The sequence below is a fragment of the Aerococcaceae bacterium DSM 111021 genome (assembly GCA_020112395.1).
Classification (GTDB): domain Bacteria; phylum Bacillota; class Bacilli; order Lactobacillales; family Aerococcaceae; genus Ruoffia.
The window spans coordinates 302,892-322,530 of the sequence record JACCEK010000002.1 but is presented as its reverse complement, the minus strand read 5'-3'; the positions used below and the strand labels follow the sequence as shown (position 1 = coordinate 322,530).

Annotated in this window: 18 protein-coding genes; 12 read left to right on the top strand and 6 right to left on the bottom strand. The window is 37.5% G+C overall.

Annotated features, from left to right (window positions below):
* Positions 1-68 precede the first annotated feature (68 nt).
* Positions 69-989, top strand: coding sequence for an NERD domain-containing protein (locus HYQ40_07685; GenBank protein ID MBZ6527660.1), 921 nt, complete (start codon positions 69-71; stop codon positions 987-989).
* Positions 990-1,767: 778 nt separating this feature from the next.
* Here HYQ40_07685 and HYQ40_07680 read toward each other — a convergent pair.
* On the bottom strand, positions 1,768-2,319 hold the full coding sequence (locus HYQ40_07680; protein MBZ6527659.1) for a DUF924 domain-containing protein: 552 nt from the start codon (positions 2,317-2,319) through the stop codon (positions 1,768-1,770).
* Positions 2,320-2,419: 100 nt separating this feature from the next.
* On the opposite strand from HYQ40_07680, the gene HYQ40_07675 reads away from it, so the two are divergent.
* The 3 genes from HYQ40_07675 (at position 2,420) to HYQ40_07665 (ending at position 5,236) form a co-directional block, all read left to right on the top strand.
* Positions 2,420-2,899: an LURP-one-related family protein gene (locus HYQ40_07675; GenBank protein MBZ6527658.1), complete on the top strand. Its 480-nt coding sequence runs from the start codon at positions 2,420-2,422 to the stop codon at positions 2,897-2,899.
* Positions 2,900-2,916: 17 nt separating this feature from the next.
* Positions 2,917-3,528, top strand: a complete 612-nt coding sequence (gene lepB, locus HYQ40_07670; GenBank protein ID MBZ6527657.1) for a signal peptidase I — start codon at positions 2,917-2,919, stop codon at positions 3,526-3,528.
* A 268-nt stretch (positions 3,529-3,796) separates the two neighbouring features.
* On the top strand, positions 3,797-5,236 hold the full coding sequence (locus tag HYQ40_07665) for a proline--tRNA ligase (GenBank protein MBZ6527656.1): 1,440 nt from the start codon (positions 3,797-3,799) through the stop codon (positions 5,234-5,236).
* A 388-nt stretch (positions 5,237-5,624) separates the two neighbouring features.
* On the opposite strand, the gene HYQ40_07660 is transcribed toward HYQ40_07665, so the two are convergent.
* Both HYQ40_07660 and HYQ40_07655 read right to left on the bottom strand, forming a co-directional pair.
* Positions 5,625-6,626: a uroporphyrinogen decarboxylase gene (locus HYQ40_07660; protein MBZ6527655.1), complete on the bottom strand. Its 1,002-nt coding sequence runs from the start codon at positions 6,624-6,626 to the stop codon at positions 5,625-5,627.
* A 3-nt stretch (positions 6,627-6,629) separates the two neighbouring features.
* Positions 6,630-7,172: an ABC transporter permease subunit gene (locus HYQ40_07655; GenBank protein ID MBZ6527654.1), complete on the bottom strand. Its 543-nt coding sequence runs from the start codon at positions 7,170-7,172 to the stop codon at positions 6,630-6,632.
* Positions 7,173-7,355: 183 nt separating this feature from the next.
* Between HYQ40_07655 and HYQ40_07650 the strand changes: the two genes are divergently transcribed.
* From HYQ40_07650 to HYQ40_07630, 5 genes are all read left to right on the top strand, one after another.
* Positions 7,356-8,267: an ATP-dependent 6-phosphofructokinase gene (locus tag HYQ40_07650; protein ID MBZ6527653.1), complete on the top strand. Its 912-nt coding sequence runs from the start codon at positions 7,356-7,358 to the stop codon at positions 8,265-8,267.
* A 46-nt stretch (positions 8,268-8,313) separates the two neighbouring features.
* Complete coding sequence (gene tkt / locus HYQ40_07645) at positions 8,314-10,317, top strand: transketolase (protein ID MBZ6527652.1); 2,004 nt, start codon at positions 8,314-8,316, stop codon at positions 10,315-10,317.
* 110 nt (positions 10,318-10,427) lie between these two features.
* Complete coding sequence (locus HYQ40_07640; GenBank protein MBZ6527651.1) at positions 10,428-11,375, top strand: sugar-binding transcriptional regulator; 948 nt, start codon at positions 10,428-10,430, stop codon at positions 11,373-11,375.
* A 278-nt stretch (positions 11,376-11,653) separates the two neighbouring features.
* The gene (locus tag HYQ40_07635; protein MBZ6527650.1) at positions 11,654-12,763 is read left to right on the top strand and encodes a sugar ABC transporter permease; all 1,110 of its coding nucleotides are present in this window, start codon (positions 11,654-11,656) and stop codon (positions 12,761-12,763) included.
* Between the two features lie 9 nt (positions 12,764-12,772).
* On the top strand, positions 12,773-13,096 hold the full coding sequence (locus HYQ40_07630; GenBank protein ID MBZ6527649.1) for a PTS sugar transporter subunit IIB: 324 nt from the start codon (positions 12,773-12,775) through the stop codon (positions 13,094-13,096).
* An 84-nt stretch (positions 13,097-13,180) separates the two neighbouring features.
* Here HYQ40_07630 and HYQ40_07625 read toward each other — a convergent pair whose 3' ends face one another.
* Both HYQ40_07625 and HYQ40_07620 read right to left on the bottom strand, forming a co-directional pair.
* Positions 13,181-13,738 carry a sugar O-acetyltransferase gene (locus tag HYQ40_07625; GenBank protein MBZ6527648.1) on the bottom strand — a complete coding sequence of 186 codons (558 nt, stop codon included), beginning with the start codon at positions 13,736-13,738 and terminating at the stop codon, positions 13,181-13,183.
* 40 nt (positions 13,739-13,778) lie between these two features.
* A complete protein-coding gene (locus HYQ40_07620) occupies positions 13,779-14,660 on the bottom strand; it encodes a helix-turn-helix domain-containing protein (GenBank protein ID MBZ6527647.1) in 882 nt (293 codons plus the stop codon).
* A gap of 196 nt (positions 14,661-14,856) precedes the next feature.
* On the opposite strand from HYQ40_07620, the gene HYQ40_07615 reads away from it, so the two are divergent.
* Genes HYQ40_07615 through galE form a run of 3 tightly spaced genes read left to right on the top strand, consistent with a single transcriptional unit; the run spans position 14,857 to position 18,564 of the window.
* Positions 14,857-16,032 (top strand): galactokinase, encoded by a 1,176-nt coding sequence (locus HYQ40_07615; protein ID MBZ6527646.1) that lies wholly within the window; start codon positions 14,857-14,859, stop codon positions 16,030-16,032.
* A 32-nt stretch (positions 16,033-16,064) separates the two neighbouring features.
* Positions 16,065-17,561 (top strand): UDP-glucose--hexose-1-phosphate uridylyltransferase, encoded by a 1,497-nt coding sequence (gene galT, locus HYQ40_07610; GenBank protein MBZ6527645.1) that lies wholly within the window; start codon positions 16,065-16,067, stop codon positions 17,559-17,561.
* Between the two features lie 13 nt (positions 17,562-17,574).
* A complete protein-coding gene (galE, locus tag HYQ40_07605; protein ID MBZ6527644.1) occupies positions 17,575-18,564 on the top strand; it encodes a UDP-glucose 4-epimerase GalE in 990 nt (329 codons plus the stop codon).
* Positions 18,565-18,610: 46 nt separating this feature from the next.
* On the opposite strand, the gene HYQ40_07600 is transcribed toward galE, so the two are convergent.
* Complete coding sequence (locus tag HYQ40_07600) at positions 18,611-19,639, bottom strand: galactose mutarotase (GenBank protein MBZ6527643.1); 1,029 nt, start codon at positions 19,637-19,639, stop codon at positions 18,611-18,613.

Genomic DNA, 19,639 nt, shown 5'->3' with positions numbered 1-19,639 from the left:
ACACGGTTTCTAAAATAAAATAATGGAATCACTCCTTTTTTACGTATATATAATAGAGGAGTGTGATGATGATGCAAAAGAGTACAGAATTAATTCAGCTAGAAATATTGGAAGTGCGACTAGTAGATTTAGATGAGAAACAGAAAAGACGAAGTTGGTCGTTGAAACTTGGTTTTATCGGCGAAGCTGAAGTTGAGTTATGGATCAAAAAATACGGTAACAAGCATTGGCACCTGATTCATGATTATTGGTTCTATAATAAGAAAACGATGCAGGCTGATTTTTTAATCATAAAGGAGAATCGGTGGCTTGTTATTGAAGTGAAAAATTTTGATGGTAAATTTGAGTATAAGAATCATGAATGTACAATCAATCATCGATTAATGGACGATGACATTATGATGAGCATGTCGAGTAAAGTCAGCCGGTTAAAGCGAATAGCATCTGAAGTGTCTGCGGAAATTGAAGTTCTTGGTGCGATGGTCTTTATTAACGAACACTGCCAAGTTGAGATTGAACAGCATGTCGATTTTGAAATCATACTAAGAAATCAATTCAAAAACTTTCTGAAGCGGCATAATGATTTTATGGCTATGCCACTGATGCCAGATCACTTTAATCAAGTACAAAAAGTCTTGAATCGGTATGTCACTAAAAATCCATTTCAACCTACTGGCTTAACGGTGGAAAATTTTGAGTTGCTTCGAAAAGGTGTGACATGTAAGGATTGCCATAGCTTTGATGTTGATGTTTTATTGAAAAATGTAACGTGTAGGCATTGTGATTCTAAGGAGCTGAAGTCAGATGCGATACTGAGATCTGCAGAGCAATTGAGGTATGTGTTTTGTGATAATGCTGAGATGGTTACAACTAGGAATGTATATGAATTTACTGGAGGACAAATTAGTCAGGGTACTATTCGGAAGGTTTTGGCTAATTCGTATAGAAAAAACGGCTCAACGAAAGCTGCATATTATGAAATTGAATGATATGTGATAATTCACAAGAATAATAAATGATACGTGTGAATTATCGTTATTACGCACTTATGATTGCTGGTAAATGCGAAATAAGCTTAATTCGCACTTATGAAGTATGATAAATGCGAAATAAGCTTAATTCGCACTTATGAAGTATGGTAAATGCGAATTACGGATAATTCACACTTATGAAGTTATGGTAAATGCGAAATAAGCTTAATTCACACTTATGGAGTATGGTAAATGCGAAATAAGTTTAATTCACACTTATGAAGTTATGATAAATGCGAAATAAGTTTAATTCACACTTATGAAGTATGGTAAATGTGAATTACGGATAATTCACACTTATGAAGTTATGGTAAATGCGAAATAAGCTTAATTCACACTTATGAAGTATGGTAAATGCGAAATAAGTTTAATTCACACTTATGAAGTTATGGTAAATGCGAAATAAGCTTAATTCACACTTTTGGAGTATGGTAAATGCGAATTACGGATAATTCACACTTATGAAGTATGGTAAATGCGAATTACGGATAATTCACACTTATGGAGTATGGTAAATGCGAAATACGGATAATTCACACTTATGGAGTATGGTAAATGCGAAATAAGTTTAATTCACACTTATGAAGTATGATAAATGCGAAATAAGCTTAATTCACACTTATGGAGTATGGTAAATGCGAAATACGCTTAATTCGCAACTATGAACGAAAATAAATGCGAAATACATCAAAAAAGAGTCTGCACCTCAAATGCGGACTCTTTCTTTGCTTATTTATCAGAAACTACTATTAGGTTCTTTTAGAAACGCGTCTTCCTCTTCGGTTGTTTTGCGCTCTAGAATTTCATTTCGGTGTGGGTAGCGACCGAAGCGGTCGATAATATCTTTATGTAACTTTTCATAATGGAGTGTGTTCTCATCGCCTATTTCAGAGAAGATGCGTAAGGCGATTTCATGGATGTCGCGCGATTCAGAGTGCATGAAAGGCATCATCGCGAAGCTTTGTTCTTGAGTTGAAAAGTCATCTTTAAATTCACGCAAATTATATAATTCCTGCGCTAAGGTTAGAGCCATCGTATCTTGAGCGAAACTTTTCTTGTCACCACGATATAAGTTACGCGAGAACTGATCTAGCACGATAATTTCAGCAAGTCTTCCATATGCGCTTGTACGCCAGTCCCATAACAAGCCTTCACAAGCAGCAATCAAAGTATCACCAAAACGTTCTTGAATCAATGTGTCAAAGTCATCATTTTTTTCGAATAATAAATCAGCATGTTCGGGGTCAAACCAAAAGTCTAATACGTCTTGATAGTGAGCGATATTCATTGTGATAACCTCCGTTATAAAATTTGTCCTCAACAACTTCACAAATAAAATTGAACATTATAAATATAAAGATTATAATAAAGTTAAAGGAGTGAGATTAATGCAATTATACATGAAACAGAAAATGTTATCATTTAAACAAGATTTTAATATCGTTGATGCGAACCAAAAACCAGTATATAAGGTAGATGGGGAGCTGATTTCGATGGGTAGAAAATTGCATATCATAGACTTAGAAACCAACCAAGAGGTAGCTCTAGTTAAGCAAAAAGTCTTAACACTTATGCCGCACGTCGATGTATTTGTTAATGATAAACATGTGGCAGGTATTCGAAAACGTCTCACTTTTTTCAAGCCACAATTTGAAATTGATCAAATTGGATGGACGATCGAAGGTGATTACTTTGCACATGATTATAATATTTATGACCGTGAAGGCGATTTAATTGCTCAAATTAATAAAAAATTCTTTGCGATGAGTGATACGTTTGAGTTTAATATTGATAGTGACGAAGTGGATCCAGTCATGGTTATAGCAGTTGTACTAGCAATTGATACAGTGATGGATAGCAAAGACTAATTAGATTGAGGTAGAAGATGACTTTTAAAGGGATAATCAGAGAAATCATCAGCACACTTATCTGGGTGGCTGTTCTTTTTCTAGGAATTAAAGTATTTTATGCGTATGTCATGGAGCCTTTCATAGTGGACGGGCGTTCAATGGAATATACTCTGCATGATGGCGAGAAAATGTTCATGATGAAATTAAATGACATTGAGCGTTTTGATGTCGTTGTATTTCCCGCACCAGGTGGACCGGTTCAAACAGATGAGCCGGAAAGTTTATACATCAAACGCGTGATTGGTGTGCCGGGAGATTCAATTGCCTATCAAGATGATCAATTGATTTTAAACGGTGAAATAATGAATGAACCTTATCTCGACGAGATGAGAGCCGATGTTTTAGGTAACTTTACAGGCGACTTTTTATTGGAGAATGTAGCTGGAAGTGCTGTTGTTCCTGAGGGGCAAGTATTCGTGATGGGAGATAACCGCCGGAACTCACTAGACGGGCGTGCGTTTGGATTCATTGATGCTGAAGATATTATCGGTGAAGCTGATTATATCTATTGGCCGTTAACGAATATGCGTGCTTTAGAACAATACGAAATGAATGCGGCAGGAGATTCAATTGTTCAAAGAGATTGAACTTTGTTCAAAAAATCGCTATAATATAAGCATTGATAGAATAGTAGATGAAGTGAAGGTAACAAGAGAAAATCACCAAGGCTGAAAGTGATTAACCCGCTCGCTCGTCGAACCTACTATACAGTTTATGGACTCGCCTCCTTATCGGCTTTAAGCTGGTTGGCAACATGCCGACAACTGAGGTGGTACCGCGGAGATCAACTGTTCTTCGTCCTTATTTGGACGGGAACAGTTTTTATTATGCACTAAATTAAAACAGGAGGTTACTATGGTAACGAGAAAAGAAGATTTTTCAAAATGGTATATCCAAACAATTCAACAAGCTGACTTAATGGATTACTCACCAGTACGTGGTTGTATGATTTTTAAACCAAACGGTTATGAGATTTGGGAGCACATTCAAGAATCATTAAACTATCGTTTCAAACAAGAGGGTATTCGTAACGCATACTTCCCTATGTTGATTCCAGAGAGTTTCTTTAATAAAGAGAAGGACCATATTGAAGGATTCTCACCAGAATTACCGTGGGTTACGGAAGCAGCTGGAGAAAAGTTAGAAGAACGCTTAGCTTTACGCCCAACATCTGAGACAATGATTGGTGATGCATATTCTAAATGGATTAACTCATACCGCGACTTACCTATGGAGATGAATCAATGGGCGAACGTATTCCGCTGGGAAAAACGTACGATGCCATTTTTACGTACATCAGAATTCTTATGGCAAGAAGGACATACAGCGCATGCTACAGCTGAAGAAGCTCAAACACGTACGCAACGTATGTTAGATATCTATGCAGAAGTGATCGAAGGAACATTGGCTATTCCCGTATTCAAAGGAGAAAAGACACCTTCAGAACGTTTTGCAGGTGCAGAACGCACTTACTCAGTAGAAGCAATGATGCAAGATACGAAAGCAGTTCAAGCAGGAACAAGTCATTACATGGGGACAAAATTCGCTGAAGCATTTGATATCAAATATTTAAACAGTAACAACGAACATGTTCATGCATTTACAACATCATGGGGAGTTTCAACTCGTCTGATTGGTGCAATGATCATGACCCATGGTGACGACCAAGGATTAATTATGCCACCAAAAGTAGCGCCACAACAAGTGGTATTCATTCCAGTAGGACCTTGGCAAAAGAACCCAGCAATCATGGATAAAATCTATGAGCTGAATGAAGAATTAGCCAGCAAACAAATCCGTACAGTCATTGATGGAAGTGATAACCGTCCAGGTTACAAATTCAATGAGTGGGAACTACGCGGAGCGCCACTGCGAGTTGAAATTGGTCCACGAGATCTAGAAAATAATAAAGTAATTGTTAAAGCACGTGACTTAGACGAGAAAGTCGATGTTGACTTCGCGAACTTCTCTGACTACATCGAAACAGCTTTAGACGAAATGCAAACTCGTTTATTAGAGAACGCACGCGTTCGTAATGCAGAAAATATCTACACAGATATCAATACATTAGACGAACTTGAAGCACATATCGAAGCGAAAAAAGCAGCCGACGAAACCCCAGGTTGGGTATTAGCAGGTTGGGATGGAACAGAAGAATCAGAAGCAATGATTCAAGAGCGCACTGGTTTCACAACACGTAACATTCCAGTTGATGGTACAGTAGATAAGAAAGATGTATGTATCGTGACAGGTAATCCAGCAACAGAAACAGTTTGGTTAGCAAGAGCATACTAATAATTTAAAAAGATAACCTAAGTAGGGCCTGCTTTAATTTGAGCAGGGAACCTTACTTAGGTTTTTTTATTTGAAACGATCTCAAATCCATAAAAGGTGAGAATGTGGATTTGAAAGGATCTCAAATCCAAAAAAGGTGGAAATATGGATTTGAAACAATCTCAAATCCACAAAAGGTGAGAATATGGATTTGAAACGATCTCAAATCCATAAAAGGTGGGAATATGGATTTGAAACGATCTCAAATCCACAAAAGGTGAGAATATGGATTTGAAACCATCTCAAATCCATAAAAGAATGAAATGTGGATTAGAATATATCTCTAAAACCTCCAAATTAAGTGGTACTAAAAACAGCCGACCAATTAAGGTCGGCTGTTACAAGATTGCTATTTATTTAACAAAGCTTCAGTTTCAGACTTAACTTTTTGTAAGTAGCGAATCGTGTCTTCTTCGAATGGATGACGAATACCGCAACCTGGGGTTAAAATTAAGTTTTTCCCACCTGACTCAGTAATTGAACGGTAGATTTGATGACGTAAAGGGTTACGGTTATTATGTGTAATATCCATACGGGCAATCCCACCCATGACGCATTTACCAGTGTAGTCGATACCTTCTTTTAACTCAGGTAAACTTTCCCACACATGCCAGTTAAACACGTGAACAGGGTAATCTTTAACCAGATTAAACATAATATCATCACCGTGCACATGAATTGCGTTAAACCAACCAGCTTGTGCGCCTTCGAGCACTTTCAAATCATATGGTACACCATATTCGGCATAGATTTCTTCATTAACTTTATCGTAAGAACTCATTTGAGAAGCGAAGTATATACCCGCTGCACCTAACTCAATGGCTCTTTGTGCAAGTGATGCCGTTGACTGGGCAATTTTGTCTAAAGCTTGGTGAATATATCCAGCTTCATCTTGTACAAGGTGTTCAGCTAAACGGCCTTTAGATAATTTATCCGCAGTAGTCAAAGGGCTGAAGATAGTCATAATAACGGGTGCTTCACCATCTACTAAGTTCAACAGGTGTTCAAGGTGGTTAAGCTCTCTTTGCATTGCTGCTGCGCTTTCTAGCTCAAGTAACGGAAGGTTTAACCAGTCGTCATAGTGATTAATCGGTGTTTCAACCACTTTAGCCACCCCACCTTTAGCCACTTCAGAAAAATCTAATTCAGTCCTATAGTCTTCCACGGCATACATACCGTTATTCATTGTTTTAATAAAGTCTAAATCGTACTGTTTATACATATCATAAGTCGCTTGGGCAACTTCTTTAGGTAACCGATCAATTTCTGGTAAATGTGTCCAGAAAGAAAAGGGAATCGTACTTTGTTTATCACCACTAATGGCTAATTTTATACGGTCAAATTTATTCAAACATTACACTCCTTGTCTACGTGAGGCACCAAATTGAAGTTTTAATTCAACACGGTTGAAAATCATTTGTAAAATACCACAGATAAGCCAATAAACTAAAGCTGCAGCAACATAAGATTCTAAGTAGCGGTAACTTAAAGCAGCTGCGTAACGAGCTTGAGCTAGAATATCAACAACTCCAACTGTAAAGGCAAGTGAGAGACCTTTAATGTTTTTCAAAAAGGCATTTAAGAATAATGGGATGGCTACACTCATTACTTGTGGAATAATAATGCGACGTAAATTCTGACGGCGTGTCATTCCAATTGATTGACCGGCTTCAATTTGACGTGGATCAATGGATTGGAAGGCTCCACGAATATTTTCTGATTCAATCGCTGCCTCAAGTAGTGAGAACGTAGTAATAACAATCAATAAGCTTGGGAAGCTATGAGGTTGCATTGTTACTCCGAAAACCGATAAGAGTGAGCTACTAGCTTGGGGAAGGCTGTACATCATTACGAATAAATGCACAATTAAAGGAACCCCATATAGAAGAAAAAACATCCTGTGACATACGACACTATGTGTGGCATGTGCTTTACAAAATATTGAAAGCGGTGTATAATCTGTTTATGAAATACTTTTTAATAGATAGGAAGAGTGCGTAGAACATGAATATACATCGTATATTTGTTACACTATGACTTGTAATAGCTTTAAGTGTTAAAAACATTTTAGGAGAATCAGATGAAGCGTATAGGTGTATTAACAAGTGGAGGCGATGCTCCAGGGATGAATGCAGCCATTAACGGAATTGTTGATGAAGCACGCAAACATAACATTGAAGTGCGCGGTTACCTTGAAGGATACTCTGGGTTAATTGCGAACGATTATATTGAATTAACACCTAAGAATGTCAAACCGCACCACAATGTGGGAGGGACATTTTTAGGTACGTCGAGATCAGAAGAGTTTAAGAAGGCAGAAGTTCAAGCGGCAGTCGCCAAGCAATTAAAAGAAGATGAAGTAGATGGACTCGTCGTTATCGGGGGAGATGGTTCTTACCGTGGAGCGATGAGTTTGTCCAAATTAGGTATCCAAACGGTTGGCATTCCTGGCACAATCGATAATGATATTCCAATTACAGAGCTAACTTTAGGCTTCAAGACCGCAGTTCGCAATGTGGTGGATACTGTGGATATTATTATGCAGTCTGCCTCAAGTCACAAACATCTATACGGGATTGAAGTTATGGGTCGTCGAGCTGGAGATATTGCAAAGTGGACAGGACGAGCACTAGACGCAGACGGCATCATTGCTGAAGCAAGTGACTTTAATGTAGATAAAGTTAAAGAAGCGATTGAAAAGTCTCAAGCCATGGGCAAGAGATATCAATTATTCATCATCGCTGAAGGTGTCATGTCCGCGGAAGAATTCAAGGACATTGTCGAAAGCGAAACAGGTTATCCAATTCACCCGTTATTACTTGGGCATATTCAACGTGGTGGGAACCCTGTTGCTGAGGACCGAATCTTAGGACTGGACTTTGGTGAACACGCTGTGGAATTGTTGTTAGATGGAAAAACCGAGCGCTGTACAGCTGTCATTGATAACAAAGTCACTGATGTGAGTTTTGAAGAAACGTTTGCTTTAATTTAACTAATAAAAATAAGTAAAAAATAAAATAATTCTTTGGAGGAATATAATGTTTAACGAAAAAGATTTAGTAGCGGTAAATACATTACGTGCGTTGAGTATTGAACAAGTTGAGAAAGCTAATTCAGGTCACCCAGGTTTACCTATGGGTGCGGCGCCAATGGCATATGCATTATGGGCAGGTCACTTAAATGTGAATCCTGAATTATCAGACTGGCCTAACCGTGACCGTTTCGTTCTATCGGCAGGGCATGGTTCGGCATTACTTTATAGTTTATTACATATGAGTGGATTCGACGTGACGATTGATGACTTAAAGGACTTCCGTCAAGTAGGAAGCCGTACACCAGGTCACCCAGAGTACCGCCATACTGATGGTGTTGAAGCGACTACAGGTCCATTAGGACAAGGTATTGCACAAGCTGTTGGTATTGCGATGGCAGAACAACATACTGCTGCTGTATACAATACTGATGAGCATAAAGTAATCGATCACTATACATATACATTAGTGGGTGATGGAGATTTAATGGAAGGGATTAGCTATGAAGCTATTTCATTCGCGGGTCGCCAAGAATTAGATAAATTAATCGTTCTTTATGATTCAAACGATATTTCATTAGATGGAGACTTAAACCAAGCGTTTAATGAAGATATTAAAGGCCGTTTTGAGTCTATGAACTGGAACTACTTACGTGTTGAAGAAGGAACAGACTTAGATGCAATCTCAAATGCGATTCAAAAAGCAAAAGAGAACCAAGGTAAACCAACTTTAATTGAGATTAAAACAGTTATCGGATACGGTTCACCTCAACAAGGAACTGCGGATACGCATGGTAACCCATTAGGTGCTGACAACTGGACAGCAACTCGTGAAGTATACGGATGGAACCATGAAGCGTTTGATGTTCCGGCAGAAGCTCAAGAATTATTCGACGAAAAAGTTAAAAACCGTGGTAAGAAAGCTTATGAAGCATGGTTAGAAATATTTAATGCATATAAAGAAGCTAACCCAGAAAAAGCTGAAGCATTCCAACAAGGCTTCAACGGACATCTTGCTGAAGATTATGCATCAGAATTAGAATACAAAGGAACAGACGCTAAAGCAGAAGCGAGTCGTGCTTCGGGTGGAGATGCTATCCAAGCTTTAGCTGCGAAAGTACCTTACTTATGGGGTGGATCAGCTGACTTATCTGGTTCTAACAAAACAATGATTAGTGGCGACGAGGACTTCATGCCAGAAAACCGTTCTGGACGTAATATTTGGTTTGGTGTGCGAGAATTTGCAATGGCTGCTATGATGAACGGTATTGCTTTACATGGTGGTACAAAAGTTTACGGAGGAACATTCTTCGTATTTACTGACTACTTAAAAGCTGCTGTACGTTTATCAGCATTATCACAATTGCCAGTAACATATGTGATGACTCACGATTCAGTTGCAGTTGGTGAAGATGGACCAACACATGAGCCAATTGAGCAATTAGCTGGATTCCGTGCAATGCCTAACTTAAACTTAATCCGTCCTGCTGACGTTAATGAAACATATGCAGCATGGAAAGTAGCAATGGAATCAGAAAACCGTCCAACAATGTTAGTTTTATCACGTCAAAACTTACCAGTCTTAGAAGGATCAAACACGAAAGCTGAAGAAGGTGTACGTAAAGGTGGATATGTTATCTCACCAAGTGAAGGCGATACTCCTGAAGGAATCCTAATTGCGACAGGTTCTGAAGTGAATCTAGCAGTTGAAGCACAAGCGAAATTAAAAGAGCAAGGCGTAGACGTATCAGTTGTATCATTACCAGCACAAAACTTATTCGATGAGCAATCAGCAGAATATAAAGAAAGTGTTTTACCTAAAGCTGTACGTAACCGTATGTCAATCGAAATGGGAGCAACATTCGGTTGGGAACGTTATGTTGGACTTGACGGTGTAACACTCGGAATTGACCGTTTTGGCGCTTCTGGTAAAGGTGAAGAAGTGATTGAATACTTCGGCTTTACTGCAGAAAATGTTGTAAGTAAATACACTGAAGCGTTTGGAAAATAATTAAATAAGCGTTTAAATAATATGTGTCCATCAAAGTAGACCTTAGCAAAGTTGCCTACTTTGATGGACTTTTGTTATTCAAAGAAACGATTTGGTAATTGGAGGACAGTATGGAGAAAATAGGTGAAAATGACATTGTAAAGATTGCGACAATGTATTATGAAGAAGGGATGACGCAATCAGAAATTGCCCGCGAAAAAGGCGTATCGAGATCATTCATATCTAAAATGATTGTTGAAGCAAAAAGAGATGGAATCGTTGAAATTGTGATTAATAGCAGTAGTGTCTATACGGCTAGGTTAGAAAGGCAAATAGAGAAAAAATTCAAGCTAAAAAATGCCATTATCATTGATACACTAGATATTAATAAAGCTGAAGTGAAAAAAATGGCAAGCCAACAAGCTGCTTTATACTTGAAGAAAATACTTCCTTCATACCAGACAATCGGTATTTCTTGGGGGAATTCCTTAAGAGGTTTAGTGGATCATTTTCCTTATACGAATCATCAAGGTGTCACAGTCCTGCCTTTGATCGGTGGGTTAAGTGATGATTATTTTGAGATACAATCCAATCAATTGAGTTACGACTTAGCGAGGAAGATGAGAGGTAAGGCGAAATATCTTTATTCTCCTGCATTAGTATCAAATGAGTTAATACGAGAAGAGCTCAGTAGTAACAATGCAATTCAAAGTATCTTGGAAGAAGGAAAAACAGTCGATTTGGCTTTAATTGGGATTTCAAGTTTGGATCAAGAAAGTAACATGCGAAAAATAGGCTTCTTAAGTGAAGAAGATGCGACCGACTTAAAGGGGCATAATGCTGTAGGCGTTATTAATTCACGATTTTTCAATCAAGAAGGAAAAGAAGTAGATAGTGAAATAAATAAAAATGTTATTGGACTAAATCTTGAGGATTTGAGAAAGATACCTGCTATTATGACTGTGGTATATGGGGATCAGAAAGTTGAAGCAATTCGAGCGGCACTAGAAAGTGATTTGTTGAATATTATAGTTACTACGGATACGATTGCTGAAGGGTTGCTTAGCGACGATATTTAAATATACAAAATGAACACTAAAACTGTAGGCTCAGTTTTAGTGTTTTTTGTGTAGTTATAGAAGAGTTACCTTAAAATTAATGTGTAAATTTCAAGTTTAAGTTAGACACTTTATTTTTCAGTGTGTTACCGACTAACTTAACTTTTTTTATTGATTGAAGTAGTACTTGTTAATGAGTTGAGGCTTGTTGTCAAGCGCTGACGGGATTAACCATCTGTGTTACTTAGCATTTTTTTACTGATTTTTAGAGGTGGCTAATCTCATTATAAAATCCACCGATTATTATTTTAATCGTAACGTTACTGATTTTTCAACTTTTAACAGATGGAATCTTATTAAGACCGGTTAACGTTACCAACTTAATACTGCGAAATAGCCATATTTTAGTATTAGCGATTGGAATGTTAATGGTAGTATTATTAGGACATGTTGATTTATCGGTCGGATCAGTTATGGCCTTTGTAGGGGCACTATCTGCAATGTTAATGATTCAAAGAGAAATTAGCCCTTGGTTAGTTATTCCGCTATGTCTTATTATTGGTGGAGTTATTGGAGCGTGGCAAGGATTTTGGATTGCTTATGTGAAGATACCAGCCTTTATCGTAACACTTTCGGGCTTGTTATTATTCCGTGGATTAACTCAAGTTTTGCTTGGTGGAATGTCAATTGCTAATTATCCACCAATGTTTAATTTTTTAAGTTCAGGTTACTTACCAAATATTGGTGAATCTGAACTACATATGACGTCAATACTTATTGGGGCAGCCGTGGCTATTCTTTTAGCAGCAACGATGTATATGTCTAGAAAGAAAAAGAAAGATAATTTAATTAAAGTAGAATCAATGACTTCATTCGTAACGAAGTTAGTGGTAATTGTTGGAACAATTTTAACAATCACATATGTTTTCTCACAGCATAATGGATTCCCATTTGTTATGATTGTTATTGCGGTTTTAGCTGCAATTTATACATTTATTACAAATCAAACAGTTATGGGGCGCCACATTTATGCAACAGGTGGAAACTATAAGTCAGCTGAATTATCAGGTGTTAAGACTAAGAAAGTAACTTTATGGGTTTTTGTAAATATGGGTGTGTTAGCGGCTTTAGCGGGGATGATTCTTGCAGCAAGATTGAATGCAGCGACACCTCAAGCTGGTAGTGGGATTGAGTTAGATGCTTTATCAGTTGTATACTTTGGTGGTGCTTCTACTTCTGGTGGTATTGGAACGATTGTAGGTGCCCTTGTTGGTGGATTAATTATCGGTGTGTTAAATAACGGTACGTCTATTTTAGGAGTTGGTATTGACTGGCAACAAGCAATTAGAGGTTTAATTTTACTTCTTGCTGTTGTTATTGATCAATATAATAAACGTAAAAAAGGATAGTGATTCGTAATGGAAGAAGCAAAAACAGTATTATTAATATGTTCTGCTGGGATTACTACGGGACTGTTAGTTAAAAATATGAAGGATGCTGCAAAGCATAGAGATTTGGATATTCATATATACTCTGCTCCAGCGATTACAGCTGAAGATGTGTTAAAGAGACAAGAGATTGATGCGCTATTAATTGGTCCCCAATCGGAATATGAAATTACACGTTTGAAAGATTTTCTTGAGTATAACAAGGTTCCTTATAGATTAATTGATAAAGAAAGCTATGGACTTTTAGATGGTGAGAGAGTGTTGGGGCAGGCGTTACAATTGATGGAAGAGTAAGTAAAAAATATACTTAGTTGAAATGTAAACTAAGAGAAAACACAAAAAGACTTGGCATTGTGAACCAAGTCTTTTTTTGTGATTTCATATTCTTTTTATCACCTTACAAGGCGTACCAAAAGCAAGTACGTTACTTGGGATATCTTTAGTGACGGTGCTGTTAGCACCGACGACACTGTTCTCTCCGATAGTAACACCGGGAAAAATAGTCACATTTGCTCCTATCCACACATTCTTTTCGATGGTGACAGGCTTATTGAATTGTGCACCTTTCAATCGAAGCTCAGGTTCTAGAGGATGAGAAGCGGTAGAGATAGTTACATTGGGACCGATCATGACATGATCTTTAATTTCAACACGAGTATCATCAACAATAGTCAAACTAAAATTGATATAAACATTGTTTCCAATATAAGTATTCTTCCCCCAATTAGCATGAAAAGGGGGCTCTATGTACGAATTTTCTCCCATAGCTCCTAATAAGTCAGTTAATATACTTCGGACTTTTTTTGTTTCACTAGGTAAAGTATGATTGAAATGGAACAGTAAATCTCGATACTTTGCTTGATCATTTAATGTTTCTGAGTTTTCAATATATATTTCACCAGAATGCATTTTATTATAAATATCTTCTGTATTCATAAAAGTTCCTTTCTATTATTTATTTGAAAAACGATTTAAATCATACCTTCAAAAACTCCTCGCGAATAAACAAAGCCTTGTCGATTTCTTCTTCGGTTAAATTCCTGAATTGGGTTGGACTATAACCATAATATTCTTTGAACATTTTAGAGAAACTAAAGGCGTCTCTATAACCGACAGTACTAGCTATTTCTTTAACTTGGGAATTAGATCCTCGCAGTAACTGTGAAGCTTGATTCATTCTGAGTTCTTGAATGATTTGTTTAGGAGACTGACCATAGTGTTCCTTACATAATTTAAATACATAATTACGACTAATATTGAATTCTTCCGCAATATCACCTACTGTGAAAGCACTGTGAAAATACTTATAGATATAACTGTAAATTTTTTCTGCTAAACGTGGTTCTGAAAGAGCATTCGTATTTTGATGATTGGTAAGTGGAAATTCTTCATTAAGCGAGTAAAGAAAATGATATAACATACTAAATGTTTTCAAATTGTCTTGTAAATCATTCGGATCACTTTCGGATAAAAAGTATATAAATTGTTTCATTTCTTCAAAAGCTAAACTGTTTTCCTTGAAAGTTAAGACATCAACATTTGGAATCATTGAATTACTCAAATAAGTATCTAAATGGTCGCCGCCTATACCAATCCAACAGATGGTCCAAGGGTCATCTTTATCTGGATAATAATAAACATGTTGATTCTTTTTTAAAATAAAGCTATCACTTGCAGTTAATTCATAATTTTTATCATTGACAGTATGATGACCTTTTCCTTCAAGAACAATATGAAAGACTATATCATGCTTAACTTTGTAGTTATTAATTTGGTTAGTCTCATACTTTTGTAAACCGGCTTCTATCAAGGTCAGATCTCCATTATCTAGAAAAAGATGTTTCCAATAACTATTCAAAAAATAACCTCCCTCTCAATATTACACAGATAGTTTATCATATAGTAAACAAAATGACATGTTTTAGTGACAAATGAATATAGACTATTTACATTAGGAAATATAAAATAATGATTGAAAGGGCTTACTGAGTTAGATAAGTAGCAAGTTTTTTATTGAATAGAGAAATGATGTCATTTTATTACGGAGGTACATTATGGAAGAAAAAATGATAGAAAATTTAGAAGCACGGTTTAAAGAGGTATTTCAAAGCTCCTCAACATCCCAATACTTCTCACCAGGACGTGTAAACCTTATCGGTGAACATGTTGATTACAATGGAGGTCACGTGCTTCCTTGCGCAATTACCCAGGGAACAATGGGGTTAGTGAGGTTGCGTGATGATATGACGGTCAATTGTATATCAGATAACTTTAATGAATTGGGTGTTATTTCGTTTGATTTAGACCAAGAGTTGATCTTTGATAAGCAAGATAATTGGACAAATTATGTTAAAGGAATGATTAAGTTTGTTCGAGAAGCGGGGCACACAGTGGACCAGGGGTTTGACTTACTCATTTATGGAGACATCCCTAACGGAGCGGGGCTTTCGTCATCTGCATCCTTAGAGTTATTAATCGGAGTCATATTAGAATCAGAGTTTAATTTAGACTTAGAGCGATTAGATTTAGTGAAAATTGGGCAAAGAGTTGAGAATGATTTTATTGGTTTAAACACGGGTATAATGGATCAATTCGCCATTGGAATGGGTCAAAATGATTATGCCATCTATCTAGATGTAAATACGCTTGACTATACGTTAGTGCCGGCAGAATTTGGTGATAACGTCATCTTGATTATGAATACAAATAAACGACGTGAGTTGGCTGATTCTAAGTATAACCAAAGACGTTCTGAGTGTGAGGCAGCGCTAGAGGAGCTTCAAACAGAATTAAATATTCAGACTTTAGGCGATTTATCGAACGAAGCATTTGATGCTAATACTGGTTTGCTTAGTAATGAGACTTATTTTAAGCGTTCTCGACATGCAGTATACGAAAATACTCGAACACAAGAAGCAGTTGAATTATTGAAAGCAAATCAACTTGAAGAGTTTGGCCAGTTATTGAATCAATCACATATTAGCCTTCGAGATGATTATGAAGTGACTGGTGCTGAATTAGATGCTTTAGTTGAAGCGGCTTGGGATCAAAAAGGTGTGCTTGGTGCACGTATGACGGGTGCCGGTATGGGTGGTTGCGCGATTGCTTTAGTAAACAAAGAAGCAGTGGATGAAGCGATTGACCAAATAGGGCAACGATATAAAGACCAAATCGGTTATGATGCGAGTTTTTATGTCGCTGAAATTGGCGACGGCGCGAAGAAATTATAAAGCAGACTATTGATAGGAGGAATTTTGTGAGTTTGAACATTCAAAAAACAATTCATCAGTTCACGGACAAAGCGGTTCAATTAAAAGTACTGGATGCGTTAGACCGACATTATACTGTCAATCGCTTGTTGGCTATTTTAAATCTCAAAGAAGCAGGTTTACCTGAAGTGGCTCAAGCGGACGTTAGTTTGTTGGAGTACATGGACATGTTAGTTCAATATGCAAAAGATGAACGAATTATTGATGTGACGCAATCAGAGACTGAGATGCTGGAAGCGAGAATCATGGATTTAATAACACCACCCCCATCGAGCGTGAATCAGAAGTTTTGGGACAAATATCAAGCGAATCCAGAACAAGCGACGGACTATTTTTACGAATTATCACAACAAAATGATTATATTAAAACACGTAATATTGCGAAAAATATTATCTTTACAGGACAAAGCGAGTATGGGGATTTGGAAGTGACAATCAATTTGTCAAAACCCGAAAAAGATCCAAAGGAAATCGCGAAAGCATTAACTCAAGAAAGTGTGGACTATCCTAAGTGTGTGCTTTGTATGGAGAACGAAGGGTATCAAGGGCACGCGAATCATGCTGCGCGTCAAAACCACCGGATTATTCGTATTGACTTACCTGAAGAAACGTATGGTTTCCAATATTCGCCGTATGTTTACTATAACGAGCATTCAATCTTTTTGAATGAAACCCATATGCCAATGGCGGTTGACCGCAAATGCTTTAATAATATCTTAGAAATTGTGAAAGTATTACCACATTACTTTGTGGGTTCAAATGCTGATTTACCACGTGTAGGTGGGTCAATCCTAGCACATGACCACTATCAAGGTGGGCGTCACGTATTTCCGATGGAAAAAGCTAAAGGCTTTAAGACGGTACAATTAAATAAATTTGATCAGGTTGAAGCTGAATTAGTTTATTGGCCGATGTCTGTGATTCGTTTAAGAAGTAATAAAGTAGAAGATTTAGTTGAAGTATCAACGTTTATCTTGGATCAATGGATGGCATATTCAGATAAAGACCTAGATATTATCGCTTATACCGATGAAGAGCGACATAATACCATTACGCCAATTGCTCGGTTTAAAGATGGTAAGTTTGAGATGGACTTAGTTCTGCGTAACAACCGAGCGAGTGAAGAATATCCGGATGGCATCTTCCATCCGCATCAAGATGTGCATCATATTAAGAAAGAAAATATCGGTCTCATTGAAGTGATGGGCTTAGCGGTATTGCCACCAAGATTAGTGACTGAATTAGAGACGGTTAAAGCGTATCTATTAGGAAAAGGAACTATAGAAGAAGTGACACCTGTTCATCAAGAATGGGCTGTGGAGATGGCAAGCAATACGGAAGCAATTACTGAAGCGACAATCCAATCAGTGATTGAAGAGAATATGTCATTAAAATTTGCTCGCGTCTTGGAAGATGCTGGTGTATTTAAGCAGACAGATGAAGGTAGAGCAGGGTTTATTCGCTTTATCGATGCATTGAATCAAGTGTAAAGGATGTGAATAGATGAATGTATTAGTTATAGGTGGAGCGGGTTATATTGGCTCGCACGCTGTTAATAAGCTGATTAAAAAAGGCTATAACGTTAGCGTCTTAGATAATTTAGTGACGGGTCACCGCGATGCGGTAGATCAATCTGCCACTTTTTATTTGGGTGATATTAGAGACAAGGCGATGTTGAATCAAATTATTCAAGAGGAACAAATTGAGGCTATCTTTCATTTTGCAGCCAGTTCATTAGTGGGCGAATCGGTTGAGAAACCGTTGAAATACTTCAATAATAACGTTGTTGGGATGGAAGTACTACTCGAAGCCATGCAAGAAAATAATGTGAAGAAAATTATCTTCTCATCAACTGCTGCAGTGTATGGGGATGTCCAAGTATCATTAATCACAGAAGATGAGCCCAAAGCTCCAACGAGTCCGTATGGTGAAAGCAAGTTAATGATGGAGAACATGATTAAGTGGTGTGATTTAGCACACGCGATTAAGTTTGTATCATTGCGTTACTTTAATGTCGCTGGCGCATTGAGTACGGGTGGAATTGGTGAAGATCATGACCCAGAAACGCATTTAATCCCTATTGTACTACAAACGGCTTTAGGTCAACGTGATGCAATGACGATCTTTGGTGATGATTATGATACGCCGGACGGAACATGTATCCGAGATTATGTACACGTTGAAGACTTGATTGACGCACATATTCTGGCTTTAGAGTATTTAAATACGAACACTGAAAGTCAGATATTTAACTTAGGTAGTAGTACGGGCTATTCCGTGAAAGAAATTGTTGAAGCGTCACGTAAAGTAACGGGGAAAGAAATCCCAGTAAAAATCGGTGAACGACGAGCTGGAGATCCAGCAAAATTAGTAGCCGCGAGCGAAAAAGCGCGTGAGATATTAGGATGGAAACCGGACTATGAAACGATTGAGGGTATTATTCAGACTGCGTGGGACTGGCATGAAGCTAATCCTGAGGGGTATGCTAATTAAAATATCAAAAACCTTGTGGCTACACTAGCTACAAGGTTTTTTTGAATTAATAAACTAGTTTATATGTTGTTGCACTTTCGAACTGTGTTCCTTTTCGTAAGATATCATTTCCAAAAGCATCATGATTAACCGCATCAGGTATTGTCTGAGTCTCAAGTGTAACTCCAGCGTATTGTTGTAGCTCCTCACCCCAAATTTCCATTGGAGGATCTACGACATTATGTGTGTAAACGACAACTGATTCACAGTCTGTAGATACTTCGATGGAACGATTCAACTCAGGGACTGATAAGACAATAGGAGTATCTGAAGCATCTGCTTGCATAACAAAGGGGTGATCAAACCCGTTTTTCAACTCAATTTGAGCGTCATTTAATTTGAACTGATCTCCAATCTGTTTACCTTTACGTACATCAAAAGCTGTACCCTCTACGCTTGATAATTCACCAACGGGTGTTCCGTCTGCTTTAACGGGTACATACTTATCCGCTTCGATCTTTAGTTGGTGATTAAGAATAGGCACTGTATGTGTTCCATTTAAGTTAAAGTAGACATGATTGGTCGGGTTGAATAGTGTGTCTGCATCTGAAGTAGCTTTATAAGTGATTTTCCATTCATTATCGACCGTATAAGTATGGATAACTTGAGCTTCTAATGTGCCGGGGAATCCATTCTCACCATCTTGATCAGTCAAGGAGAATGTAATACTAATTTCTGAGTCTGTTTGTATAATGTCGTATTCCCAATACTTCAAATCAAAGCCATTAGGTCCACCGTGTAAGTGGTTATCACCCTCATTTAGAGGGAGCTGATAGTCGTTTCCATCAATTGAAAATTGTCCCTTGCTTATTCTTCCCGCAATTCGGCCGATGGTTGCTCCGTAATAATAGCCTTTTCCTTTTACGGCTTCTTGAGGGTTATCAAAACCCAGTATTAAGTTATCTGAGCCAATCTTCCATTGGTTGATTCGAGCGCCTAGATTGGTGAAAGTAATAATAACATCATTGTTTGTAATTTGAATTAAATCATACTCTTTGCCGTTGTATGATCCATATTTTTTAATAGTATAATCCAT